Source organism: Streptacidiphilus cavernicola (genome assembly GCF_042510955.1).
In the GTDB taxonomy this organism is placed as follows: domain Bacteria; phylum Actinomycetota; class Actinomycetes; order Streptomycetales; family Streptomycetaceae; genus Streptacidiphilus; species Streptacidiphilus cavernicola.
Genome location: NZ_JBHFAB010000005.1, coordinates 43,644 through 67,195, shown reverse-complemented (window position 1 = coordinate 67,195; position 23,552 = coordinate 43,644). Strand labels below are relative to the sequence as shown.

The window sequence follows — 23,552 nt, the reverse complement described above, 5'->3', positions numbered from 1 at the left end:
ACACGCTCGGACGCGCCCCTGGCCCCACCCGGTCAGCCGACGGTGTTGTAGCCGGGTGTTTCCGGGAAGCTGACGGTCCGTGCGGTGCCGCCGTTGGTGGTGGCCCCGCCCTGACGCATCGTCAACTCGACGAAGTAGGCCTGCGCGGGCGAACTGGGGGCGGCCGGGACCTTGGGCGTGATCACCGCGTTGCGCACCTGCTGCCCGGTCAGGCTCAGGCCGCTGACGGTCCGGTCGTCCAGCACCGCCCCGGCCAGGCTGTAGACCTTGGCCTGCACCGAGAGCCCGCTCTGCGTCGCCGAGCCGAGGTTGTCCAGGGCCACGGTGCCGTTGTCCTGGGTGTAGAGGGCGTGCAGCGGCTCATTGGCCTTCTTGGCGCCGAAGAAGCTGCCCGCCTGTCGCCGTCCTGGTTGAGACATCGGGGCACTTGCCGTTCTGCAGCAGTGCCTCGATCTCGGTGCCGGGGCCGCCGCCGTCGTCCACCGCGACCGGGTGCCAGCCCGCCGTGGCGAAGCCGGGGGTGGAGATCTGCGCGCCGGTCCGCGTGGCGGTGGCGCTGGTCAGCACGGTCCACCCGGCGGCGCCGAGGTCCACCGGAGCCGCGACCGGCGCGCTGTCCGCCGAGCCGTCCGCGACGGTCACCGCGGCGGCGGCCCTGCCACCGAGCCCGGACAGGCCGGCGAACCCGGCAGCGACGACCATGGCGAGGACCAGCGGCAGCAGGACGACTAACCGGGACCGCTCCGTTACGCGCGCCCTGACCTGCGGTCAACAGGTCGAACGCGGATGACAGCAGCACCCGCGATCAGCTAGGTTTCGCCGAGCTTCTTATCGGATCTTTATGTCGGGGGACCCCGTGAACATCGACTTCAGCAACCAACCGCTCTTCTCCTGGTACGTCGTCCTGCTCGCCGTGAGCGGCGTCGTCCTGGTCGGCCTCAGCCTGGTGCCGACCGGCCGGACCGGGATGCGGATCTTCAACGCCCTGGTCGGGATCGCCTTCCTGGGCTACGGCTTCTACCTGGGCTTCGTCTTCGACGGCGGCACCTACATCATCTTCTTCAAGGCCTTCATCGTGCCGGTGCTGCTGATCGCCAACACGGTGAAGTCCTACGCGGCCCGCCGCAGCAGCCGCGCGGAAGCCGCCGCCCTGCGGGCGCCGCAGGTCCCGTACCCGTACCCGCAGCACCCGCAGTACCCCCGGCCGCGACAGGCGCAGGCGCAGCAGGCGCAGCAGCCGCAGGCGGCGGGCGCCCCGGTCGCCGACGTCCAGGGCTGAGGGACGCGGCGAGGGCCGCGCGGAGCTTCCCGCGCGGCCCTCGCCGTGGTGTGACGCCGTGCTGTCGCTACGGCGGTTCCGATCCGGTGCTACCCCGCCAAGGTCCGCAGCTGGGTGAGTTCCTCGGCGTCCGCGCCCAGCGCCTCGGCCTGGCCGTACAGGGCCGGGATGTCCTTCTGCCGGCCCCACTGCCGCAGGAACTCCGCGTAGGCGAGCAGCGCGTGCAGGTCGCCCGCGTCGATGCCGCTGCGGTAGCACTCCTCCGCGGTGCGGCGGTCCTTGCGGTCCTCGTGGATCAGGGCCAGGTTCAGCCAGGCGTTGGTCTCGCCCTCGTCCGCGGCGGCGGTGTACTGCTCGACCGCCTCGTCCAACCGGTCCCGGTCGGCCAGGAAGACCGCGTAGTCGAAGTGAGCGCCCACTTCCTCCTGCTCCAGCGCGGACAAGAACTCGCCCTCGGCGCTCGCCTGCTCCTCCGGCGTGCCGTGCTCGGCGCAGAAGTTGGCCCAGGCCAGCTGCGCACCCTCGATCTCGTCGTCCAGCGCCTCGGCCAGCCGCTCCCGGGCCGCGGCGTAGTCGCCGAGCTGCTGTTCGGCCTCGGCCATCGGCACCAGCACCGAGCGGACGCCCGCGTCCAGCCCGCGGCGCAGCCAGCGCAGCGCCTCCTCCGGCCGCTCGGCCTCCAGGTGCATCCGGCCGAGGTTGCCCAGCGCCATCGGGTCGCCGCGCTCGACCGCGAGGGTCAGCACCTCCTCGGCCTCCACCAGCCGGTCCGGGTCGTCGCTGAGGAAGACGCCGAAGTCGTTGAGCGCACCGGCCGCCGCCGCGTCGATGGCCCTGCGGTACCAGGCCTCGGCCTGCTCCCGGTCGTCCAGCTCGTCGGCGAGCACCGCGGCCGTCCACAGGGCGACCTCGCGTCCGCGCTCGTGCGCCTCCTGAAGCGCCTTCAGCGCCTCCTCCGGCTCCTCGATCTCGACCAGCAGCGCGGCCAGCGCCTCGTAGGCGCCGGAGACGCCCTGGTCGGCGGTCCGCTGCAGCACCTCGAGCGCGGCGTCCACGTCGCCCCAGTCCTCGACCAGGTCGAGCAGCTTCTCGGCGACCTCGTCGTGCCTGCTCTCCCACGCCCGCGCGTACAACTCCAGGGCCTCGGCGTGGCGGCCCTGAGCGGCCTCCTCGTCGGCGCGCTGGACAAGAACCTGCTCGGGCATGGCGGCTTCCTTCCTCGGATCAGTCGGCACAAGTATCGCCGCCCACCCCCCTTCCCCGCGCACCAGCCCGACCGATCACTCCGGCATGTCGACGGCGGCGGGTCGACCGCGGGCCCGGCTGCCTCAGCAGCGTCAGAGGGTGATCAGGACCTTGCCGACGGCGCCGGACTGGACCGCGTCGTGGGCGGCGGCGGTCTGTTCCAGGGGGTAGTGGTGCAGCGGGAGGCCCGCCTCCTCGCCGACGCGGAGCGCGCCCGCGCCGAGGGCCGCGGTGATGGCGGCGACCGCGTCGAGCTTGGCCTCGCGCGGGATGGTGTAGATCAGGACGCCCTGCCAGCGCAGGTTGCGGACCATCAGTTCCCGTACCGGGAGCGTCACTTCGGGGCCGCTGCCGTCGGCGTAGAAGGCGACCGTGCCGCCGGGGCGGAGCACCGCGAGGTCGAGTGCGGCGTTGGTGCCGGGGGCGACCTCGACGATCAGGTCGACGCCGTCCGGGGCGAACCCGCGGACCGCCTCGGCGGCGTCCCCGGCGCGGTAGTCGACCACGTGCTGTGCTCCCGCCGCGGTGGCCAGCGCGCCCTTCGCCGGGCCGCTGACCGTGCTGAGCACGGTGGCCCCGGCCCAGCGCGCCAGCTGGATCGCCGCGTTGCCGACCGCGCCCGCACCGCCAGCGACCAGCACGGTACGCCCGGCCAGCGCGCCCGGCGCGAGCCGGTCGGGGCCGCCGGCGCCCAGGGTCAGCGCCCGGTGCGCGGTCATCGCCGGGATGCCGATGCTCGCGCCCAGCTCGAAGGACGCGCCCTCGGGCAGCGGCACGGCCTGCTCCCCCGGCAGCACCAGGTACTCCTGCGCGGTGCCGTCGGCGCGCTGCCAGGCGGCCTCCCAGATCCACACCCGCTCACCGACCCGCTCCGCCGCCACCCCGGGACCCACCGCGTCGACGACGCCGGAGCCGTCCTGGTTGGGCACCTGCTCCCCGGCCGGGGCCGACCCGGCCCGCGACTTCCAGTCGGTCGGATTCACCCCGGAGACCCGGACCGCGACCCGCACCTCGCCGGGCCCCGGCTCGGGAACCGGCCGCTGCTCGGTGAGACCGAGGACGTCGGACGGACCGTTCGCTGTGTACACGATTGCCTTCATGCAAGCGACAATTCCACGGCGCCGGGAAATGTTCCTGCCGAACGTCGGAGCGACCGAACGTCCGGCACCAGCGCGACGGCACGACCGGGCGTCAGCCCAGCGGGTCGGCCAGCTGCCAGCCCCCGGCCAGCAGCAGGTCCACCGCCGCCAGCGCCGCCGCGAGCCGCTCCTGCCGGTCGCCGCGCAGCTCGGTCCAGGGGACCCGCTGCGCGGCCAGCACCTCGCGGAAGCGCCCGGTCATCCACGGCCGCAGCTCCTCGCCGTCGCGCAGCCCGTCGTCGTGGAACGGCACCCCGGCGTCCGAGGTGAGCAGGTACAGCGCCCGCGGCGGCACCGCCGCGGCCAGGTCCCGGACGGCCGGGGTACTCCGGCCCCGGTAGCGCTCCTGCCAGACGGTGGTGGCCAGCGCATCGGTGTCGCAGACCAGGACCGGGCCGCCGGCCCTGGCCGCCCGCTCCTCGTCCGCGGCCTGCCTGCGGACCACGGTCTCGAAGTCCGCGTCGTCCCACTCCAGGTCGAACACCATGGGCTGCGGCCCGGCCGGGTCGGCGACGGCACGGGCCAGAGCCAGCTTCACCACCGTCAACTCCCTCCCGTACTCCGGCACCCAGCCGGTCAGCGCATGGACGCCGCCGCGGGCCCGCAGCGCCGCGGCGAGGTCGCGGGAGAGCGTGGTGGTCCCGGTGGACTCCGCGCCGAGGACCACCACCCGGCGCGCGAACCAGGCCCGGACCGGCGGCTCCAGCGCGTCCCAGTGCGCGACCGGATCGGCCCGCACCTTGGTCCCGGAGACGGCGTAGGTCTCCCTCGGCGGGTCCAGCAGCACCGGCGCCGCGCCGAACCGCCGGGCCAGCTCGGTCCCGTACGGCTCGGAGCTGAACACCGCGTCCACCGGCACGGCGTCCACGCCAGGCAGTTCGTAGGGGTTGGCGAAGGTTTTGAACGGTGGCGTTCGCGGAGGGGCGGAGCATGGCCAGGGGCCATCAAGCTGGCCAAATGGAGAGGGCTGGGGCCCTCACCTTGCGAAGCAGGCACTCGGCCCCTGGTCTTGCTCCGCGAGGGCCCTGCGCGGACGTCACCGTTCAAAACCTTGATCGGCCCCGGTGCACGATCAGCACGAAGAGGTAGCCATGCAATAATCGTCTCTATGACGATAACGCTCGGGGATGTGCAGGCCGCAGTGAGGGCCATGACAGCCCAACTCGACGGGAACGACCACGTCGCTTTCAGCCGCCGAGACGCCGCTTACCCGTACATCAAGGTCCAGGACGGGATCATCCACTGGATCGTGGAGGAACGAGGCAAGGAACTCCAGCACCGCACCACCGGCGATCTCAACGAACTCCTGAACTGGGTTGCCCTCGACGCCACCTTCTCCATGGCTCTGGACTGGGAGCGAGGGCAGCGGGGTCGCTTCCCCGCCGACAGGGACACGCGGATCGGCTGGCTCGCCAAACAGATTGAACTGCTGCGCAGACTCGACACCGAGTGGGCCCAGCAGTTCCGGGCAGGTATCCCCGCCCGATGCCCGGGAGTGCGGCTGGAGGACGTGGACGCCCACCCCCTCGGCTGAATGGCCCTCGTCAGTCCGCGGCGAGTATTGCCAGGTGTCCGGCAGCAGAATGGGAGAGGCTTGCGAGGATGGCCTTGCCCTTGACGGCACTGGCCAGCGACGGGTTGCCGATGATGCCGTTCGGCGTGTAGGCGGTCAGGCCCAGCGTGAGGAGATGGGGCCGCTGGGGAGCTGCGTGATCGTCCGCCTCGACGCCGTCGCGTACGAGTTCCGGGGCCCCGTGCAGTAGCAGGGAAACTTCCAGTTCGCCGCCGTGCATGTCCTCGGTCGAGGTGCTTTCCAGGCAGGCGTCCGCGCGGGCCTGCTGCCAGTCGTCGCGGGTGGGGAAGAGAGCGACCCTGGGTCCGGCGACGCTGGCCTCCTGGACGAAGTTGGACAGCACGTAGTTTCCGCCGTGGCCATTGACGATGATCAGCCCTTGGATGCCCGATGCCTGGAGGGAGCGCCAGATGTCCCCGATCACGGCGTACAGGGTGACCGCACTGATGCTGACCGTGCCGGTCATGCCGGCGTGCTCGTGGGAGCAGGACATGGTGACCGGCGGCAGCAGGAACAGCCCGTGGTCGGTCGCGATCCGCTGAGCGATCATGCAGGCGATGGCCGTGTCCGTGATCAGCGGGAGATGCGCGCCGTGCTGTTCAAAGCTGCCGACCGGAAGCACGGCGATCCGCGAACCCCGGGCGCTCTCGTCGGCGGACGTGGCGTGCGTGATCAATGGCATCATGCGCCCAGTCTCCAGCATCACCCCAGTTCGAGAAAACCGATCTCACCCCGAACGCGCTTGATGGAGACCTGGAGCTGGGCAACAGCGGGGACGCTCGCCCACGCGTCCATTGCGGTTGCGGCGTCGCCCAGTTCAGCCATGGCCCGGACCGACTGCGTGTCGCGCACGATGGCCAGGGCACGTTCCGCCGCGGCCACGGCTTGATCCGGCTCGCCCGCGGTGGCGTAGGCGCGCGCAAGGCGCGACAGGTAGACGCCGTGGTCGTTGCGATACATCCGCGGCAGCGTTCGCAACTCCGCCTCGAACAAGTCGATGGCCTGCTGCGGGTCTCCCATCTCAAGGCAGCAGTTCGCTCGCTGCATCTCGATGTACGTGGGAGTGCAGTAGGCGGTGTCCAAGGCAGTGTCGTGGCCTTGCTCTGGTGGAGTTTCGACCAACTGACGCGCCTCGTCGAACTTCTGGTGGGCAAAGCGGAGGTTTTTCGACAGAGCATGACCTTGGGCCTCTTGCTGAGCGGCAAGGGCGCGAACACTGGCGCTGATCCCCGAGACCCGCTGCGCCGCCCGAGCGAGTGCGACGGCACATTGCGGATCCCGCCGGGCAGTCGCCTGGTTGCTCTTACGGAACAGGATGTAGGCGATCATCTCGTCATCGCCGGTCTCCTGGGCCCACTCCATCGCACGGTCGGACCAGTAACAGGCATTGGTGAAGTCGCCCAGGTCTTGGTGAAGCCAACCCAGAAACTCAGCACTGCGGGCCCCGAGGGTGAGCATGCTGTCTCTGATCGCACCATCTGTCTGAGCCTGGAGACGGTCGATCACATGCAGATGGTGCTCCACGCCATCAAGTGCGTGGTGTGCACCGAACAGATTCATGGTCTTGTAATGCGTAGGCATAACTGTTCGGATGTGATCCGCGAAGTATTCAGGATCCACCAAGGCAACGCTACCGGTGGCGCGAACCAATTTAACTGACGAGATGTCAGCAATGCGGCTGCGGGTATCCCTAGTGGTCGTGCGCCTGAAGTCGGGCCTCGACTCCCACGGGCGGGCAGCGAGTCCGAGCATGTGCCCAGGGATGTGTAATCCGTCAGCGATGCGCCCAATGAGATCGAACTTCTCGATCTTGCGGCTCTTGTCGATCACCTCACCCACCCGGCTCGGTGTCATGTCGCAGGCGCGCGCGATCATCGAGGGATAGATGCCGGCGTGCACCTTCAGCAGCTTGAAGACTGCGGAGAAGTCGTGGCTGGCGCACGCTGAGATCATCGCCGGCTCGGCAAGGAGGGCTCGCGGAAGCCTGTCCGGCATCTCGGGCGCAGCCATGACACATCCTTCCAGCCAAGGCGATCTCTGCATCAAGCTATACAAGTTGAGTGACGGCCAGTTTACCCAGAGTGGGTAACCACGATGGGCAAGTCTCTTGGCTGCCACCTGAGGATGCTGATGGTTACCACTTCGGAACTATCCGAAGCGATCAGCTACTCACAGTGAGGACGGTCAGAGGTGAAGGGAAGGGATGACTTCGACACGTCGCGTGCACCAACGGCGCTGGTGGCTCAATCTGTTTCGCCGCAGGATCCGCTGGCCCACTGTTGGTCGGATTCGATCGGCGGCGCCGACGTGGTCGCTGGATCCTCAACGAACCACGCGCGGGACTGGTGCACGGAATCGCAGGAACGACAGAGTTACCGCGGCTGGGTGTGGCCCGGCGGTCAGCTGTCCGCCCCTGCCTCGGCACGCCAGGTCGTCAAGGAGACTCTGAAGGACTGGCACCTCGGGAGGCTGACCGGAGACGTGCTGTTGTGCGTCAGCGAGCTGGTGACCAACGCCGTCAAGCACGCGAAGATCTCGACCGATCCACTGGTGCCCTATCAGGTCGTGGTGGGACTCCGCTACTTCCCAACGTGCAGCCTCTTTGTAGAGGTCGGTGACTGCGACCCGGGCCCACCGGTAGCGCCCACTCCAAGCGGAGACGGAGCTTCCGAACTGGTCAGGGCACACGGACATGGACTGGTGATTGTTCGAGAGCTGGCCGATTTCGTTTGGTGGAAGCGTCGCGGGATCGGCGGCAAGTACGTGTATGCCCACTTCAACACTCCGCGCTACCTCACTCCTGAAGGGGAGGCCAGGAACCAGCCTCGGAGCAAAGAGGAGGGACGGTGACACTGCTGGTTGGTCACCGCTTGGCCGACTGGGCCCGGGGGGACCGGGTTGCTCCCGCGCAGACCAATGACGACAACCCGTGGACCAACGGCCTATGCGGACTTCGATGCCGCGAATGGCGCCGTGTCCTGGTCGTCGGGGATGTGCTTCTCCCTGGTCTGCATATCCCCTTGAACGCATGTGGCCCCTGCATTCGAGACCTTTGGGAGTGGGCTTGGGACTCCGTCCTCTTGTCGGACCCGTCCCTCGCTTCCCGGGGATCTGCGGTGCCACCCTCCGGCCGGGCACCCTCCGGTCGCCACCGGGCACGTCCCCAGCAACGCCGCCACCCTTAGACCCCCCGCTCCGGCCAGGTGGGTTCAGCACCGGGCCGGAGCGGGTTGCCAGACCGTCCGGTCAACAGACTGGACGACGTTCCGCACAGGAGGTAGACCAATGACCGGAACGCTCAGCAATGGTAGGCAGACTGTCCCCTGGAACAACCCGCTCGCACCGGGCGCGCAGTGGTTCAAGGCGTCGGACACCGAGCTGGACGCGATCCTCAAGAACTGCGTGATCGTCACGGTTCTGCCGGACTCCACCGAGCACACGTCGGTCGGCATCCCGAACGGCACCCGCATGGTGGGAATCTCGGACGACAAGGACGAGCTGGCCCCCGTCCTGCACTTCTCGCGGGCTGAGTTCACGATCTTCGCGCGGGGCATCGTGTCCGGCCAGTTCGTCCACCTCTACGCCTCCGATGACGAACTGACCGCGGCCGGACTGGACTTGGCAGATGTGGACAGCCCCTGACCATCGGTCGCAGGCACCCGCTGAACATCGGCGGACGCAACCGGCGATCGAAACCGAAGGTGATCTCCGCGCTTGGGCGCTCCCGGCGCTAGGTGGTGACAACCCCGTTGCTTGGCCCCTCAATGAGGGCGCTCTGCCAGCCCGTGCATCAGAGGACGTTCGTTGTCCTCAACCAGAGTGCAACTGGCAAGCGACGTTCCACTACCTGATGTGCTGGAAGTGCCCCAACTGCAGCATCCGCCTCACTGTGCCGAAGTCCGTTCACATTCCCTGAGTCGGAACTCGGAACACCGTTGTCCCGGCCGCACCAACGGCAAGGTCGGGACAACGGGCCAAGTTGCACCTACAAACGCAACCGGAAGGCAGGGGCCGACCGTTAAAGCCAGCCAGCCTGGTGATCAGCAACCGTATGTGAGGCGGACGCAGGCACCGCACCCTGAGTTCAGTCGAGAGCGCGGCAGCAGACGGATACCCGGCGAGACAAACGGCCTGACGGTTGGTCCCGCCGAGCAGGGCGGACCGGCCGCCCCGGCGGCGCGAAGCGCCGCCCTTGAGTAAGTAAGAGGTCAATTGCGACAGCTCTCGACCGGACCGCGGTCAGACCAGCAGTCGGCTCAGGACTGTTGGTCGGTTCCTCCATGGCTGGAAGGCCGGATCTGAGCAAGGGATCGCCAGATTTCGCTAGCCAGTTCGAAGTTGCCGCGGGATTCGCCTTCGCGCGCGAGGTCCTCCAACTCTGCCTGGGCTGACGTATCGCCTTGCACCAGACGTAGTTGGGCCGTTAGTGCGCGGTGTCGCATGAGGTCCCGGTAAGCGAGTAGTTCGCTGTGCTGTTCCACGCGGTGGCTCAGCTGCTGTGCCTCATCAAAGTGGCCTTCGAGGAAGGCCAGGCGTGCACGCAGCGAGAGGAACTCAGCCGTGTTGTGGGGACCGCCGAGGATCATGACGGCGGGTTCGGCCTCGTCCAGGTGCTGTCTGATGGTGTCCAGGGCAGGCGGGTCGGTTCGAAGGTAGAGCCCTGCGGCGGCGAATCGCAGGCGCATCCAGGTCAGGGGGTCCGATGCTGCATCCAATTCGGCCATGGCCTGATTCAGGACTTCCGCACCCTCGACAAGCCGCCGTGCGTAAATGCGCTGACTGGCGATGGTCCACAGGGATTCGGCCCGGAGCCGACGAGGCAGGAGGTGACAGACTTCCTCAAGCTGGTTGGCGTGCCTGTCGGCGAGTTCGAATTCGCCCAGCTCGGTCTCGACTGAGACCAGCGCCAGCAGGATCGAGGCGATGTCCGCGGGTTGGACGTCCTCGTCCTCAACGGATTCGAGTGCCTTCTCGGCGGATTTTCGGGCCTTGTCGAGGTGGCCTTGGGCACGTAGGTATCTGGCCTGCTTGGCCATGGCTTGGGCGTGGAGTCCGGGCTGGCCGAGTTGTTCGCTCAGGCCCAGGAGGGCGTCAAGGTAGGGGCCTTCGCTACCGTCTTGGCGGTTGCTCAGCAACCACAGCGCTTGCCAGCGTAGTGCCAGGTCGGCCGCCGGTTCGTTCTCGTATGCCTCTCGCAGTCGTTCGTGGTCGGTTTCTGGGTCTGCCCTGTAGGTGAGAAGGGACAGGACGACCTCGGCCAGGGTCGGCATCTCGGGCTCCTCGAACGCTGAGACGGGGACGCCCAGCCTTCCGGCGAGGTAGACGCGCGCGCGCTCTGTCGGCTTACGGGTCCCGGATTCCAGGCGTGAGAGGTAGGGCTTGGACATCTCCGGCCCCGACAGGTCGGCCTGCGACAGGCCACGGGCCTGACGCAGCCGACGCAGCCGGCGCCCGAAATTTACCTGCCCCAACGATTCGCCCATGCGCGGAAGCATAACGACTATGGCGGCTATGTCCTCGTCCGTCGTTCCTGGACGCTCCGGGGGTGGTCTACGGGTCTTCCCGCTCCTGGCTAGGGCCAGATGATCTCGGCGGGTGAGATGGCGTGCGCGGCGTGGATTTGAGCCGCTTGCGCAGGCAGCGTGCACGCGATCATGGCCAAGGCAGCCAGGGCAACGCCGGTGGCTACTCGGCCGAGGAGCTTCATCACGGGACTCCCAAAGTGGAGGCGGAATGCCGAGCCCAGGGGCACAGCGGAATGTGTGCGTTGGCCGCCCCAGAGGGAACGGTTCCGCACCTGCGGGACAGAAGTTATCCCAGTGCCGAAGTTTAGGCAACGCAGTGACAAAAGTTTTGGCATCATAGTTTCCAAGATGCCATGTCCTCATCAATGGAGAGTCTCGATGGAGCTGCTGAGGTACCCGCCCCACCCCGGTCTCGACTTGAAGGACATCGTTGATCACTTGGGAACGCGAGCCCGATCCGAGGGGTTCGGCATGGCCTACCTGTCCGGGCCGGCAACGGCGGGCCTGGGCACTTCCACAGCAGTGCTTGATAGCGCCTTCGTCGCGGACAGCCCCTTGGCTGCGCCCTCCCGGAGCCTGATCGTGGCTGGCCACCGAACACTCATCCGCTACCAGTCGTACATGGAGCTGCGCGGAGCCATCGAACGCTGCTGTTCCTCCGGGCAGCCGACCGGGGTCAGCAGGGCAGACATCAACCTCGCCTCGCGGTTCCTCATGGGGAAGATCATCATCGACGACGACTCGCTGCAAATCCTGCACACCCGTATGCGGCGAGAGGCCAAGCACCTGGTGGACGCCATCTTCCGGATCTCAGCGGCTGAGACCCGGATAGCGCTGGGCAACGTCCGTGACGCGCTTGCCAACGCCGACGGCCCAGCGGCAGAGTGGAACGCTCAGCATGCCTGCCTGTCAGCCTTCGACGCGTTTCTCAGCTCGCGCGGTGATCTGTACCCGGGAACTACCCACGTCTGGGCACGCTGGCGCCGCACCGTGGCCAAACCCATGCCCTTCCTGCCCAAGGCCCCAGACCTGGCGAACCCAAACGTCTTTTACGGACACACTGCCCTGGCTCACGACCTGCTCATCCAGGCGGCCACGGGCGAGGACTACCCGATACACCGGACCGTCAAGCCCGGCACCTACTACCGCACCTCAGATCTCGACCTGGGACTCCAAGCGTCAGGGATCGTCGCCCACACCGCAGCCGGCACCGTCGAACTTGACCCCATGGCACTTCTTCTCCTCGGTGTTGCCCAGGGCCGGTCCTCCGCCGACACCCTCGACCACACCTACTTCCTCCTTCACCGCGACACGCGTCGTTCCGCACGCTACGACGCCCTCACCACGCGCCTACGAGCGCTCACTACTCACGGCCTGCTGCTGCGGCTGCCCTCCGAGCACGCATCCAGGGTGTGAGAAGGAAATAGCTGACGACAGCGCTCCGAGGGCATGCCTCCCACGATTGATTGGGCTCGGTCTCGGGTGGCCTTCCGGGAGGTACGGGTCCTTTCACCTGCGTAGGCTGGCCGCATGGAACTGTGGATCAACCCCCGCTGCGGCAAGTGCAGGAGCGCGGTCAAGGCGTTCGAGGAGGCCGGTGCCGAGTACACCGTCCGCCGCTATCTCGAAGACCCGCCCAGCGCCGATGAGTTGGTCGCTGTGCTGGACCGGCTCGGCCTTGAGCCCTGGGACATCGCCAGGACGGACGAGCCGGTCGCCGCGGAGCTGGGCCTGAAGGACCGGCAGGCCTGGCCGCGGGACGCGGCGGCGCGCGGGCGCTGGATCGCCGCGCTGGCCGAGCACCCGATCCTGATCCAGCGCCCGATCATCACCGCCGACGACGGCACCGCCGTGGTCGCCCGGACCCCGGAGGCCCTGGCCGCGGTCGTCCCGCCGAAGCGCGGACGAGGCGGCGGATGACGCGACGAATGAGGCGACAGATGAACCGGCGGCTGGGCTGACGCTCCGTCAGCCCAGCACCACCGGAAGGGTCGCGTAGCCGCGCAGCAGCAGCCGGTCGTTGCGGACCGGCTCCTGGCCGGGCGCGGGCGCCAGCCCGGGGAAGCGGGCGAACAGGGCCCGGAAGGCGAGGGTCGCCTCCAGTCGGGCCAGCATCGCGCCCAGGCAGTAGTGCGCGCCCGCGCCGAAGCTCAGCGGCTGGACGTCGGCCCGCCAGGGGTCGAAGCGGTCAGGCTCGGGGAACCGGGCCGGGTCGCGGTTGGCCGCGCCGATCAGCAGCAGCGCCTCGCCGTACTTCGGCAGCGGCACGCCGCCCGCGTCCAGGCCCTCGCGCAGCGCCACCCGGGAGGTCAGCTGCACCGGGGAGTCGTACCGCAGCACCTCCTCCACCAGGTCGGCGGCGGGCAGCGCGCCCGCGCGCAGCGCCGCGTGGACCTTCGGGTGGGCGAAGACCGCGGTCAGGCCGTTGCCGAGCAGGTTGGTCGTGGTCTCGAACCCGGCCACCAGCAGCAGCACCAGATTGCCGATCAGCTCGGCGTCGGTGAGCCGGGCGCCGTCCCCCTCGGTCAGCCCGACCAGGGCGCTGACCAGGTCGTCCCTCGGCTCGGCCCGGCGCTCGGCGGCGAGCCGGGTGAAGTACCCGGACAGCTCGCGGGCCGCCTCGTCCGCTCCGCTGAGGTCGCCCTGGCCGGAGGCGAACTCCAGCGCCCGGGTCAGCTCGTGGCCCAGCGGGCGGAACCGGTGCCGGTCCTGCTCGGGCACGCCGAGCAGCTCGCAGATCACCCCGACCGGCAGCCGGTAGGCGACCTGCTCCATGAAGTCGACCGGCGTGCCGTCCGCGCCCAGCTCCGCCAGCTCGTCCAGCAGCGCGTCCAGCACCGCGGACACGGCCGGCTCCAGCGCGGCGACCCGGCGCGGGGTGAAGACCGAGGCGATCGGCGCTCGCATCCGGGCGTGCCGGGGCGGGTTGGCCTGCAGGATGGAGCGGCCGAGCAGCGTCATCGAGTCCGGCTCCTGCGAGGCGTCCCGCTCCCCCGGCCCGGTCGCCCACCAGGCTTCGAGGACGGTGCCGTCGACCACACCGAAGCCCGGCTCCCGCAGCAGCCGGTTGACCTCGGCATACCCGGTGACCAGGACGAACGAATCGCTGAGCGGGGCCACCGGCCCCAGCTCCCGGGCCCGCGCGTAGAGCGGGTACGGGTCGGCCCGGCCGGTCTCCCCCGCCAGCAGCTCGACGATCGCCCCGGCTTCGGCCATCGCCGCGGCCGTCGCTCTCGCCCCCGCGGTGTTCCCGGTGCCCGCCGCCATATCCCCGCCCCCTGCGTCGCCGTGTCCCCTGCTGTCCGCCGCGACCGGATGCTCCCCACAACCACGCCCGGTCGTCCGTGTACCTGGAGAACCCTTCGCCCCGGCCCCGAGTTCCCCGTCGAGGGGATTCTCAGGAACTGATCCCTGCAGGCGTCTAGTCCGTACCGACTGGTCGGTACTACCCTCCGTTAACGCCCTCGCCGCCGAGGCGCCGGATCTCCGGCCATGCCCCGGCGCGTCCGCGTCTGTCCATACGATCCGGTGTCCCGAGGAGCAGCAGGATGACGACGACCCCCTCCACCGCCGACGCGCCGGCCGCCAGACCCGCGCCCGGCCCACTCAACCGGCTGTGGCAGCGCAACCTGGACCACTACCCGGAAACCGGGCGGCGCTACGCCTACCTCGCCATCGTGGTGCTGACCACGATCGTCCTGTACTACGCGCTGTACATCCAGTACGCCGTGGCCACCTCGATCATCCAGCACTTCGACATGACCTACCGGTACTTCATCTGGGTCTCGGTGGTCGGCAACGCCGTCGGCGCCTTCGCCTCGCTGGTGGCCGGTCTGGCCGACCGCTGGGGCCGCGCCAACCTGGTGGTCTACGGGTTGGCGGTGACCGGCCTGCTGGTGCTGTTCGGCCTGCCGAACGCCTCCGGCAAGCTGTCGTACCTGATCCTGTTCGCCCTGGTCGGCTTTGTCGAGGGCATCGTGCTGGTCGCCACGCCCGCTCTGATCAGGGACTTCTCCCCGCAGTTGGGCCGGGCCACGGCGATGGGCTACTGGACCATGGGCCCGGTGCTGGGCAGCCTGGTGGTCACCACGGTCACCAGCAGCACCCTGGACTCCTCGACCTGGCAGGACGAGCTGCGCTACGCGGGCATCTCCGCGCTGATCGTCTTCGTGATCGCGCTGCTGACGCTGCGTGAGCTGTCGCCGCGGCTGCGCGACCAGATCATGGTCAGCCTGCGCGACCGCGCCCTGGTCGAGGCCCGCGCCAAGGGCATCGACATGGAGGCGGTCCAGTCGGGCAACCACTGGAAGCAGATGATGCGCCTCGACGTGGTCGGCTCGGCCGTCGCCATCAGCATCTTCCTGCTGCTGTACTTCGCCGCCGTCGGCAACTTCGTGGTCTACTTCTCCACCGTCTTCGGCTACTCCGAGCAGCGGGTGAACGCCCTTGCCAACTGGTACTGGGCGGCCAACGCGATCGCCCTGGTGGTGGCCGGGCTGGTCTCCGACCGACTGAAGGTCCGCAAGCCGTTCATGCTGGTGGGAGCCCTCGGCACGATCGCGTTCACGCTGTGGTTCACGCTCAGCGCGACCCATCCGCACACCGGCTACTACACCTTCGCCTGGATGTTCATCGGCATCGGCGTCTTCAGCGGCCTCACCTACGCGCCGTGGATGGCGAGCTTCACCGAGACCGTGGAGAAGCACAACCCGGCGGCGACCGCGACCGGCCTGGCGGTGTGGGGCTGGATCATCCGGATCGTGGTGGCGGTCTCGGCCGCCTTCGTCCCGGTGGTGGTGACCTCGGCGACTCCGCTGGTGGAGCACGGCGCCCAGGTCGCCGCCGCGCAGGCGCAGGCCGGCCCGGCGCTGGCGATCGTCAACGCGCACCCGCAACTGTTCGCCGAGCTGTCGAAGTACCCGCCGACCGCGATCCCGCCGGCGCTTCAGGGCCAGGCGGTGCAGGAGGTCGGCATCGCCGACCTGCAGACCGTGCAGAAGGCGCAGCCGCAGCTGGCGATCCTGCAGAAGTACGGGACCCAGGTGCAGCAGGCTGCCAAGGACAACCCGGGCAACTGGCGCACCTGGTGGTTCGTCGCCCTGGCCGGACAGGTGCTGTTCCTGCCGTTCCTGTTCGTCATGGCCGGGCGCTGGAGCCCGAAGAAGGCCCGTGAGGACGCGGACGAGCACGCCCGCCGGGTGGACCTGGAGCTGGCGGCGATGGCCTCGGCCGAGGCCTGACCCTTGGCTCCTCGGCATCCGGCGCCGGTCCGGTGCTGATCCAGGGCTGATCCGGTGCTGATCCGGTTGTGGGGAGCGGGCGACACCCGCTCCCCATAACCGGACAAACGGCATACCCGGTGCCATCGTGGACGGCATGACCACACCCTCCTTCGCGGACACCACCGACTTCGCCAATGCCGACCGCGGCTTCGTCGCCGCCCTGAAGCCCGCCGTCGTCAAGGACTCCAGCGGGCGGGTGATCTGGGACAACGACGCCTACGACTTCCTCGGCGGGGACTGCCCCGGGACCGTCAACCCCAGCCTCTGGCGCCAGGGGCAGCTCTGCGCCAAGCAGGGGCTGTACCAGGTCACCGAGGGGATCTACCAGGTCAGAGGCCTGGACCTGTCCAATATGACGCTGGTCGAGGGCGACACCGGGGTCATCGTGATCGACCCGCTGATCTCCGCCGAGACCGCCGCCGCCGCGCTCGCCCTCTACCGCGAGCACCGCGGCGAGCGCCCGGTCACCGGCCTGCTCTACACCCACTCCCACGGCGACCACTTCGGCGGCGCGCGCGGCGTCGTCCCGCACGGCCACGCCCCGGTCCCGGTGCTCGCCCCGGCCGGCTTCATGGAGCACGCGGTCAGCGAGAACGTCTACGCGGGCCCGGCGATGACCCGCCGCGCCGTCTACATGTACGGGGCGACGCTGACCAAGTCGCCGGACGGTCAGGTCGGCTGCGGCCTGGGGATGACCACCTCCACCGGCACGATCACCCTGATCGCGCCGACCGTGGACATCACCCGCACCGGCCAGGAGGAGGTGGTGGACGGCGTCCGGATGGTCTTCCAGCTGACCCCGGGCACCGAGGCCCCGGCCGAGATGAACTTCCTGTTCCCGGAGCGCCGGGCGCTGTGCATGGCCGAGAACGCCACCCACACCATGCACAACGTGCTCACCCTGCGCGGGGCGGTGGTCCGCGACGCCCGGGTCTGGGCCCGCTACCTGGACCAGGCGGTGGCCCTGTTCGGGGCGGACGCCGACGTCGCCTTCGCCTCGCACCACTGGCCCACCTGGGGGCAGGCCGAGATCGCCGACTACCTCGGCGGGCAGCGCGACCTCTACGCCTACCTGCACGACCAGACCCTGCGCCTGCTCAACCGCGGCCTCACCGGGCCGGAGATCGCCGAGCAGCTGGTGCTTCCGCCCGGCCTGGAGAACGCCTGGGACGGGCGCGGCTACTACGGCTCGCTCAGCCACAACGTCAAGGCGGTCTACCAGCGTTACCTGGGCTGGTTCGACGGCAACCCGTCCCACCTCTGGGAGCACCCGCCGGTCGAGGCGGCAAAGCGCTATGTCGATGTCATGGGCGGGGTGGACGCCGCCGTGGTCAAGGGCAACGAGTACGCCGCCGAGGGTGACCTGCGCTTCGCCGCCACCCTGCTCAACCACGCGGTCTTCGCCGCCCCGGACCACAAGGGCGCCAAGAACGCGCTGGCCAAGGTGTACGACGCACTCGGCTACGGCGCCGAGAACGGCACCTGGCGCAACTTCTACCTGACCGGCGCCCAGGAGCTGCGGCACGGCGTCGGCAAGACCGAACTCGACCTGGGCAACCCGGAGATGTCGCTGGCGCTGAGCGTCGACCAGCTGATCGACAGCCTGGCCGTCCGGATCGACGGACCGCGCTGCTGGGACACCGCGCTGACCCTGGACCTGACCCTCACCGACCAGGACCGCCGCTGGCGGCTCACCCTCTCCAACGGCGCGCTGACCCACCGGAGCGCCCCGGCGGACCAGCCGCCGGCGACCGCCGCGGACGCCTCGCTCACCCTCACCAAGCCGCAGCTGCTCGGCATCCTCGCGGGCGGCGGCCTGGACGGCGTCACCGTCGAGGGCGACCGCGCGGTGCCGGGCAGGCTGCTGGGCTTCCTGGACACCGCCGTCCCGGACTTCGCCGTCGTCACGCCCTGACGTCGCGTCACACAGCAAGCGGGGAAGGCCCGCTCCGTCCACGGACGGAGCGGGCCTTCCCCCATGGTTCGCTCACTGCTGGACGAAGACCGCCACGGTCCGCGCCGGGACGGTGAAGGTGCCCGTCGCGGAGTCGAAGGCGGACTGCTTGACCACCGGGTCGGCCCCGGTCGCCTGCACCGGGTGCAGCCGCTCGGTGGTGCCGGCCAGTGCGGCGACGGTCTGCGTCTGCGCGGTCGGGGTGGCGTTGAAGACCACCGTGACCGAGCGGTAGGTGTGCAGGCCCGCGCCGTCGAGGTGCAGCGTGATCACGCCCGGGGTCTCCCCCGCCGTGCCGGACAGCGGATAGCTCAGCCGCTGCTGCACCGCCGCCGCGGTGGGCAGCGAGAACAGCGGAGTGGACTTCTTGATGCTCAGGAACTGCTGGTAGAGCGCGGTGGCCTGGTTCTCGGCGGCGCAGCCGGGGACCAGCGCGGGGTTCGCCAGCAGCGGCTGGGCGAAGACCCAGGACGCCTGGTTGGACGCCGCGAGCGGCAGCCCGTGCCCGAAGCCGTTCCCGGCCGCGCAGTTCCACTGGATCGCGTTGAACCAGTCGCCGCTGTCGAAGGAGTTGGCGTCCAGCGACTTGCTGCGCAGCAGGTCGCTGCCCGCGACGGCGAAGCCGGGGCCCTGCGACAGCGCGGTGGTGGACAGCGACAGCGCCTGCATCCTGGCCCGGTCCGCGGCCGAGGTGCCGGTCGGCAGCTTGTAGGCGAGGGCGTCGTAGAGGTCCAGGTTGTCGTGGGCGTCCACGTAGGTGATCGCCTCGCCCGGGGCGTCGGTGTAGCCGGTCGGAGCACCGTTGTAGTCCACGCCGGAGCCCTTGACGGTCTTTCCCGAGCTGTCGGTGAAGGTGTAGGCCGCCAGGTCGCCGGTCAGGCCGACCTTGATCTGGTCCATGGAGTGCAGCAGCGCCGCCTTCTGCTGGTCGGCCGTTCCGTTGACGGCCGCGCCGTTGGGATCGGTGTAGAGGCCGGAACCGAAGCCCTGGATCCGCGGGTCGGTGTCGAACGGGCCGCCGCCGCGGACCGCGTCCCGCTGCCGGTCGTTGAAGGTGGCGATGCCGGTCCCGGCCATGTTCGCCTGGGTGGCCTGGACGAACCGGGCGTCGTCGGCGACGACGCCGAAGTTCCAGCCCTCGCCGTAGAGGAACTCGCTGCGCCCGGTCTTCTTCAGCGAGGACTGCACGTCCAGCATGGTCTGCTTGGGGTCGAGCCCCATCAGGTCGAACCGGAAGCCGTCCACGTGGTACTCGGTGGCCCAGGTTCGGGTGGAGTCCACCACCAGCTTGTTCATCATGGTGTGCTCGGGCGCGGTGTCGGCGCAGCAGCTGTCGGTGGTGACCTTGCCGTTGGCGTCGAGCCGCTGGTAGTAGCCGGGCACGATCCGGTCGAGCACCGAGGTGGCCGCCTGGCCGGAGGCCGAGGTGTGGTTGTAGACCACGTCCATCACCACCCGCAGTCCGATCCGGTGCAGGTCGGCGACCATCTGCCGGAACTGCACGGTCCGCGCCGTCCCGTTCGGGTCGGTGGCGTAGGAGCCCTCGGGAACGGTGTAGTGGTAGGGGTCGTAGCCCCAGTTGTAGTCGTCGGTGGCCTGGGTCTTGGCGATGCAGGCCTGCTGCTCGGACGAGTCGGCCGGGTAGGAGGCGAGGTCGCAGGCCGGTGCGGTCTGCTCGGCCTTGGTCTCCGGCACCGTGGCGAAGTCGAAGGTCGGCAGCAGGTGGACGGTGGTGACGCCGGCCTTGGCCAGGGCGGCGAGGTGCTTCATGCCGTCCGAGTTCAGGTCGTTGAAGGCCAGGTAGCTGCCCCGGTCGGCGGCCGGGACGGTGCTGTCGGCGGCGGAGAAGTCGTTGACGTGCAGTTCCTGGATCTCCTCCTGCCCGGCGCTGACCGCCTTGGGTGACCTGTCGTCACGCCACCCGGCCGGCTGGGTGGACTGGTCGTCCAGGTCGACGATCTCGCTGCGCTTGGAGTCGGCGGAGAGGGCGAGCGAGTAGGGGTCGGTGACGTGGTTGGTGACCACCTGCTGCACGCTCGGGGCCCAGACCGTGACCCGGTAGAGGTAGTACTTCCCCTTCCAGGAGGCCGGTCCGCCGACCGACCAGACGCCGGTCCGGTCGTCCCGGTGCATGGCGACCAGGTGCGGGGTGGCGGCGGTGGGGCTGTCGTAGAGCTCCAGGCTGACCGTGGCCGCGGTCGGGGCCCAGACCGCGAGCGTGGCGCCGTGACGGCTGACCACCGGGCCGAGGGCGGCCTTGGCCGCCTTCACCCCGTACACCGCGTCCAGCACGCCCGGCGTCTGCACGCCGCTGGCGGCCAGCAGCGCGCCGTTGGCCTCGCGCTCGGTCATGATCACCTGGCCGCGCAGCGCGGTGGTGATCCGCCCGGTGTCGCGCGGGTCGACGGTGAAGGCGGCATAGCCCTTGAGTTCGGGGTGCGCCTTGAGCTGAGCCGCCGTCAGACCGCTTGCCACCGGCAGCAGTCGGAGCCAGTAGCCGGGGTCGGTCAGATCCCCGTCCTTGACCGCGAGCGCGCCGGTCGGCGAGTAGACCAGCTCGGCCGAGGAACCGGCCGGCAGGCTCTGGCCGAAGCCCCAGCCGGCCGGGACCGCCACCGTCGTGCGGTCGATCCACTGCGCCTTGGACTGGCTCAGGTCCAGGTCGGCGGCCGAGGCGCTGGACTGCGGCAGGATGTAGCCGGGAGTGCCGTCGGTGATCCAGACCTCGCGGCCGTTCACCGCGAAGTTCAGCTCCTGGTTGTCCGGCAGGTCCTTGGTGTCGCCGTTGTGGATGATGTAGTCGAGGACGGTCGCCCCGTCCGCCAGCGGCACGGTGAAGACGTCGCCGAAGGCGTCCGTGCCGGAGGGCTTGAGCGGGCTGGTCCAGTCGGTCGGACTGGCCGCGCCGGTCCAGTCGTGCAGGCCCCAGCCGGTGTAGTTCCCGTCGGTGCGGTGGTAGTGGATCACCACGGTGTTCGCCGGGGGCTGGACCGGGGTGCCGGGGTCGGTCGGCGAGGTGGTGGCGCTGCCGGAGTCGACCCAGACCTCGCCGGTCTGCGAGAGGTCGATGGAGCGGTCGGCGTCGCCGTCCTTGGTGCCGTCCTTCTCGATGATGAAGCCGACCGTGCTGGCGCCCGGCTTCAGCTTGACGTAGGCGAAGGCGCCGTAGGCGTCGCGGCCGATGAAGGGGTGCCCGTCCGGCCAGGTCGTCCCCTCGCCGTCGGCGATGTCGCCCCAGGCGTAGAGGTTCCAGCCGCTGTAGTCGCCGTCCGCGCGGTGGTAGTGCACCACGGCGTAGCTGCGGGAGGCGGCGGTGGGCTTGGCCACCGGCGCGGGCGTGCCCGCGGTGGTGCTGCCGGTGGCGTCCGCCAGCTTCCCGGCGCTGTCCTGGACCACGGCCTTGTAGCGCACCGCGGTGCCGGGCTTGACGTTGCTCAGATCCTGGGTGACCTGGTACGGGGCGTGGTCGGCGGTGCCGAGGGTCTGCCACTTCCCGGTGCCGACCGAGGCGGCGAAGGTGACCCGGTCGAAGCCGCCGCCGGGCACGGTCGCGGCGATCGTCGCCGTGCCGGTGGCGCCCGCGGCGGGCGGAGCGAGCGTCACCGACGGCGCGGCGGCGGGCCTGCCGAGCTTGGCGGCGGCCTTGTAGACGACGGCGGACCCGGCCGGGACGGTGATCGCCAGCTTGCGGTCGCTCCCGGTCTTCGCCGTGTCGATCGCCCCGCCGTAGATCGGGGTGAAGGTCATCCCGGCCGAGTAGGTCGGGACGCTGACGCTCTGCGCGGTGGTCGCGTTGTTCACCGCGACCAGGTACTCGACCTGCTGCTTGGCGTCGATCCGGGAGAACGCGTACACCCCGGGGCCGTCGGCGGCGTAGCGCTCGACCTGGGCGCCGTCCTCCAGCGCCGGGTTGGCCTTGCGCAGCGCGGCGAGGGTGGAGATGGTCGCGTAGAGCGGGGTGTCCGTGCCGTAGCGGTTGGCGGAGCCGGTGCTGCCGCCGATCACGGTGTCGGTGTTGTACTCGTCCACCTGGGAGGCGAACATGTCCTGGCGGCCGGACTTGTCGCCGCCGGTGCCGGTGAAGCCCTGCTCGTCGCCGTAGTAGACCACGGGTTGACCACGAGTCAGGAACTGCAGCTGCTGGGCCAGTTGGTCCTTCTTCAGCAGCTGGGCGTTGCTGTCGCCGGGGTTCGCCGACTGCAGGAAGTAGCCGATCCGGCCCATGTCGTGGTTGCCGAGGAAGGTCGGCAGCTCATAGGCGTTGGTGTCGGCGGTGGTGTACTTGTAGTCGTTGCCGTAGAGCGAGGACAGCCCCTGCGCCGACCCGCCGTTGGCGACGTAGCTCTGCGCCGCGGCCTGGAACGGGAAGTCCAGCGTCGCCTGCAGCTTGCCCTGGGTGACGTAGGAGGAGGTGGTGGAGGTGTCGCTGTCGTAGACCTCGCCGAACATGAAGAAGTTCTTCTCGCCCTGCGCCGCCGCGTACTTCTTCAGCGCCGGGGCCCACTGCTGCCAGAACGCCATGTCGACGTTCTTGACGGTGTCGATCCGGAAGCCGTCGACCCCGGTCTCCTTGACCCAGTTCTCGTAGATCTTCTCGAACCCCTGGACCACCTTGGGGTTCTGGGTGTCGAGGTCGTCCAGGCCGGAGAAGTCACCCTCCGTCCCGGACTCGCCGGTGAAGGTCGAGTTGCCCCGGTTGTGGTAGAGCGTCGGGTCGTTGAGCCAGGCGGGGGTGCGCGCGGTGGCGTCTGCCTTGGTGTCGTAGACCGGCGTGTACGGGAACGAACTCGTGGTCAGCTTGGGGTAGTTCGCGGTGCCGTTCCGGGCGTTGACGTCGGCGATCGCGGTGGTGTCGACCGGCCGTCCACTGGCGTCCAGGGTCGGATAGGCGCCGGTGGAGCGGTAGTCGTAGGTCTGCTGCGCGTAGTCGATGACGTCCGCGGTGTGGTTGGTGATGACGTCGAAGAAGACCTTCATGCCCATCGCGTGGGCCTTCGCTATCAGCTGCTTGAGCTGGGCGTTGGTGCCGAAGTGCGGGTCGACCTGGGTGAAGTCGGTGATCCAGTAGCCGTGGTAGCCGGCCGAGGCTTCGGCCCCGGTGCCCTGCACCGGCTTGTTCTTGAAGATCGGCGCCATCCAGATCGCGGTGGTGCCCAGCTTCTTGATGTAGTCGAGCTTGTCGATCAGGCCCTTGAGGTCGCCGCCGTGGTAGAAGCCCTTGTCGGTCGGGTCGAAGCCGTTGTCCATCCGGCTGCCGGTGATCCCGCCGGTGTCATTGCCGGTGTCGCCGTTGGCGAAGCGGTCCGGGAGGACGAAGTAGTACTGCTCACGGGTCAGGTCGTGCCGGTCCGGGGTGGCGGCGAGGGAGGCGTCGGACGGCGCGGCCGGAAGCTTCGGCGCCGGGGCGGCCGGGGCGGTGACCGTCGTGGTCGTGACCGTCGTGGTCGTGACCGTCGTGGAGGCGGCGGAGGCCGCGGGGGCGGCCGCGGCGAGCGCGGGCGCGAGTAGGGCGGCGGTGGCGATGATGCTGCCGAGTCTGGAACGTGTGGCCACGC

18 protein-coding genes are annotated in these 23,552 nt (G+C 69.5%); 8 read left to right on the top strand and 10 right to left on the bottom strand.

Features of this window, described 5'->3' with window-relative positions; all coding sequences use genetic code 11:
• Positions 1-32: 32 nt before the first annotated feature.
• Together ACEZDE_RS08435 and ACEZDE_RS08430 are read right to left on the bottom strand one after the other, a co-directional pair.
• A complete protein-coding gene (locus ACEZDE_RS08435) occupies positions 33-419 on the bottom strand; it encodes a hypothetical protein (protein WP_380534100.1) in 387 nt (128 codons plus the stop codon).
• Positions 361-702 carry a hypothetical protein gene (locus tag ACEZDE_RS08430; RefSeq protein WP_380534098.1) on the bottom strand — a complete coding sequence of 114 codons (342 nt, stop codon included), beginning with the start codon at positions 700-702 and terminating at the stop codon, positions 361-363. The genes ACEZDE_RS08435 and ACEZDE_RS08430 overlap by 59 nt, the downstream gene beginning before the upstream one ends.
• Before the next feature lie 139 nt (positions 703-841).
• Between ACEZDE_RS08430 and ACEZDE_RS08425 the strand changes: the two genes are divergently transcribed.
• Positions 842-1,279 carry a hypothetical protein gene (locus ACEZDE_RS08425; protein WP_380534096.1) on the top strand — a complete coding sequence of 146 codons (438 nt, stop codon included), beginning with the start codon at positions 842-844 and terminating at the stop codon, positions 1,277-1,279.
• 89 nt (positions 1,280-1,368) lie between these two features.
• On the opposite strand, the gene ACEZDE_RS08420 is transcribed toward ACEZDE_RS08425, so the two are convergent.
• The 3 genes from ACEZDE_RS08420 to ACEZDE_RS08410 form a co-directional block, all read right to left on the bottom strand.
• On the bottom strand, positions 1,369-2,484 hold the full coding sequence (locus ACEZDE_RS08420; protein WP_380534094.1) for a tetratricopeptide repeat protein: 1,116 nt from the start codon (positions 2,482-2,484) through the stop codon (positions 1,369-1,371).
• A gap of 132 nt (positions 2,485-2,616) precedes the next feature.
• Positions 2,617-3,624 carry an NADPH:quinone reductase gene (locus ACEZDE_RS08415; protein WP_380534092.1) on the bottom strand — a complete coding sequence of 336 codons (1,008 nt, stop codon included), beginning with the start codon at positions 3,622-3,624 and terminating at the stop codon, positions 2,617-2,619.
• A 91-nt stretch (positions 3,625-3,715) separates the two neighbouring features.
• Complete coding sequence (locus tag ACEZDE_RS08410; protein WP_380534090.1) at positions 3,716-4,531, bottom strand: AAA family ATPase; 816 nt, start codon at positions 4,529-4,531, stop codon at positions 3,716-3,718.
• A 240-nt stretch (positions 4,532-4,771) separates the two neighbouring features.
• On the opposite strand from ACEZDE_RS08410, the gene ACEZDE_RS08405 reads away from it, so the two are divergent.
• Positions 4,772-5,197: an Imm63 family immunity protein gene (locus ACEZDE_RS08405; RefSeq protein WP_380534089.1), complete on the top strand. Its 426-nt coding sequence runs from the start codon at positions 4,772-4,774 to the stop codon at positions 5,195-5,197.
• Between the two features lie 10 nt (positions 5,198-5,207).
• Here ACEZDE_RS08405 and ACEZDE_RS08400 read toward each other — a convergent pair whose 3' ends face one another.
• Positions 5,208-5,939, bottom strand: a complete 732-nt coding sequence (locus ACEZDE_RS08400; protein ID WP_380534557.1) for a creatininase family protein — start codon at positions 5,937-5,939, stop codon at positions 5,208-5,210.
• The gene (locus tag ACEZDE_RS08395) at positions 5,939-7,246 is read right to left on the bottom strand and encodes a tetratricopeptide repeat protein (RefSeq protein ID WP_380534087.1); all 1,308 of its coding nucleotides are present in this window, start codon (positions 7,244-7,246) and stop codon (positions 5,939-5,941) included. Before ACEZDE_RS08395 ends, ACEZDE_RS08400 begins: the two co-directional genes overlap by 1 nt.
• 180 nt (positions 7,247-7,426) lie before the next feature.
• Between ACEZDE_RS08395 and ACEZDE_RS08390 the strand changes: the two genes are divergently transcribed.
• Positions 7,427-8,086 carry an ATP-binding protein gene (locus ACEZDE_RS08390; protein ID WP_380534085.1) on the top strand — a complete coding sequence of 220 codons (660 nt, stop codon included), beginning with the start codon at positions 7,427-7,429 and terminating at the stop codon, positions 8,084-8,086.
• Between the two features lie 435 nt (positions 8,087-8,521).
• Complete coding sequence (locus ACEZDE_RS08385; RefSeq protein WP_380534083.1) at positions 8,522-8,878, top strand: DUF397 domain-containing protein; 357 nt, start codon at positions 8,522-8,524, stop codon at positions 8,876-8,878.
• A 614-nt stretch (positions 8,879-9,492) separates the two neighbouring features.
• Here ACEZDE_RS08385 and ACEZDE_RS08380 read toward each other — a convergent pair.
• The gene (locus ACEZDE_RS08380) at positions 9,493-10,719 is read right to left on the bottom strand and encodes a helix-turn-helix domain-containing protein (RefSeq protein WP_380534082.1); all 1,227 of its coding nucleotides are present in this window, start codon (positions 10,717-10,719) and stop codon (positions 9,493-9,495) included.
• Between the two features lie 513 nt (positions 10,720-11,232).
• Here ACEZDE_RS08380 and ACEZDE_RS08375 point away from each other — a divergent pair.
• Together ACEZDE_RS08375 and ACEZDE_RS08370 are read left to right on the top strand one after the other, a co-directional pair.
• The gene (locus tag ACEZDE_RS08375; RefSeq protein ID WP_380534080.1) at positions 11,233-12,177 is read left to right on the top strand and encodes a hypothetical protein; all 945 of its coding nucleotides are present in this window, start codon (positions 11,233-11,235) and stop codon (positions 12,175-12,177) included.
• A gap of 114 nt (positions 12,178-12,291) precedes the next feature.
• Complete coding sequence (locus ACEZDE_RS08370) at positions 12,292-12,681, top strand: arsenate reductase family protein (RefSeq protein WP_380534079.1); 390 nt, start codon at positions 12,292-12,294, stop codon at positions 12,679-12,681.
• Positions 12,682-12,729: 48 nt separating this feature from the next.
• Here ACEZDE_RS08370 and ACEZDE_RS08365 read toward each other — a convergent pair whose 3' ends face one another.
• Positions 12,730-14,028: a cytochrome P450 gene (locus ACEZDE_RS08365; protein ID WP_380534077.1), complete on the bottom strand. Its 1,299-nt coding sequence runs from the start codon at positions 14,026-14,028 to the stop codon at positions 12,730-12,732.
• A 281-nt stretch (positions 14,029-14,309) separates the two neighbouring features.
• On the opposite strand from ACEZDE_RS08365, the gene ACEZDE_RS08360 reads away from it, so the two are divergent.
• Together ACEZDE_RS08360 and ACEZDE_RS08355 are read left to right on the top strand one after the other, a co-directional pair.
• Positions 14,310-16,001, top strand: coding sequence for an MFS transporter (locus ACEZDE_RS08360; RefSeq protein WP_380534076.1), 1,692 nt, complete (start codon positions 14,310-14,312; stop codon positions 15,999-16,001).
• A gap of 136 nt (positions 16,002-16,137) precedes the next feature.
• Complete coding sequence (locus ACEZDE_RS08355; RefSeq protein ID WP_380534074.1) at positions 16,138-17,958, top strand: alkyl/aryl-sulfatase; 1,821 nt, start codon at positions 16,138-16,140, stop codon at positions 17,956-17,958.
• Between the two features lie 72 nt (positions 17,959-18,030).
• On the opposite strand, the gene pulA is transcribed toward ACEZDE_RS08355, so the two are convergent.
• Positions 18,031-23,550 (bottom strand): pullulanase-type alpha-1,6-glucosidase, encoded by a 5,520-nt coding sequence (gene pulA / locus ACEZDE_RS08350; protein ID WP_380534073.1) that lies wholly within the window; start codon positions 23,548-23,550, stop codon positions 18,031-18,033.
• Between the last annotated feature and the right edge of the window lie 2 nt (positions 23,551-23,552).

Bases quoted from the DNA above. Each gene is read 5' to 3' on its own strand.
- ACEZDE_RS08435 (WP_380534100.1), bottom strand. From the start codon at position 419: ATGTCTCAACCAGGACGGCGACAGGCGGGCAGCTTCTTCGGCGCCAAG.
- ACEZDE_RS08430 (WP_380534098.1), bottom strand. From the start codon at position 702: ATGGTCGTCGCTGCCGGGTTCGCCGGCCTGTCCGGGCTCGGTGGCAGG.
- ACEZDE_RS08425 (WP_380534096.1), top strand. From the start codon at position 842: ATGTCGGGGGACCCCGTGAACATCGACTTCAGCAACCAACCGCTCTTC.
- ACEZDE_RS08420 (WP_380534094.1), bottom strand. From the start codon at position 2,484: ATGCCCGAGCAGGTTCTTGTCCAGCGCGCCGACGAGGAGGCCGCTCAG.
- ACEZDE_RS08415 (WP_380534092.1), bottom strand. From the start codon at position 3,624: ATGAAGGCAATCGTGTACACAGCGAACGGTCCGTCCGACGTCCTCGGT.
- ACEZDE_RS08405 (WP_380534089.1), top strand. From the start codon at position 4,772: ATGACGATAACGCTCGGGGATGTGCAGGCCGCAGTGAGGGCCATGACA.
- ACEZDE_RS08400 (WP_380534557.1), bottom strand. From the start codon at position 5,939: ATGCTGGAGACTGGGCGCATGATGCCATTGATCACGCACGCCACGTCC.
- ACEZDE_RS08395 (WP_380534087.1), bottom strand. From the start codon at position 7,246: ATGGCTGCGCCCGAGATGCCGGACAGGCTTCCGCGAGCCCTCCTTGCC.
- ACEZDE_RS08385 (WP_380534083.1), top strand. From the start codon at position 8,522: ATGACCGGAACGCTCAGCAATGGTAGGCAGACTGTCCCCTGGAACAAC.
- ACEZDE_RS08380 (WP_380534082.1), bottom strand. From the start codon at position 10,719: ATGGGCGAATCGTTGGGGCAGGTAAATTTCGGGCGCCGGCTGCGTCGG.
- ACEZDE_RS08375 (WP_380534080.1), top strand. From the start codon at position 11,233: ATGGCCTACCTGTCCGGGCCGGCAACGGCGGGCCTGGGCACTTCCACA.
- ACEZDE_RS08370 (WP_380534079.1), top strand. From the start codon at position 12,292: ATGGAACTGTGGATCAACCCCCGCTGCGGCAAGTGCAGGAGCGCGGTC.
- ACEZDE_RS08365 (WP_380534077.1), bottom strand. From the start codon at position 14,028: ATGGCGGCGGGCACCGGGAACACCGCGGGGGCGAGAGCGACGGCCGCG.
- ACEZDE_RS08360 (WP_380534076.1), top strand. From the start codon at position 14,310: ATGACGACGACCCCCTCCACCGCCGACGCGCCGGCCGCCAGACCCGCG.
- ACEZDE_RS08355 (WP_380534074.1), top strand. From the start codon at position 16,138: ATGACCACACCCTCCTTCGCGGACACCACCGACTTCGCCAATGCCGAC.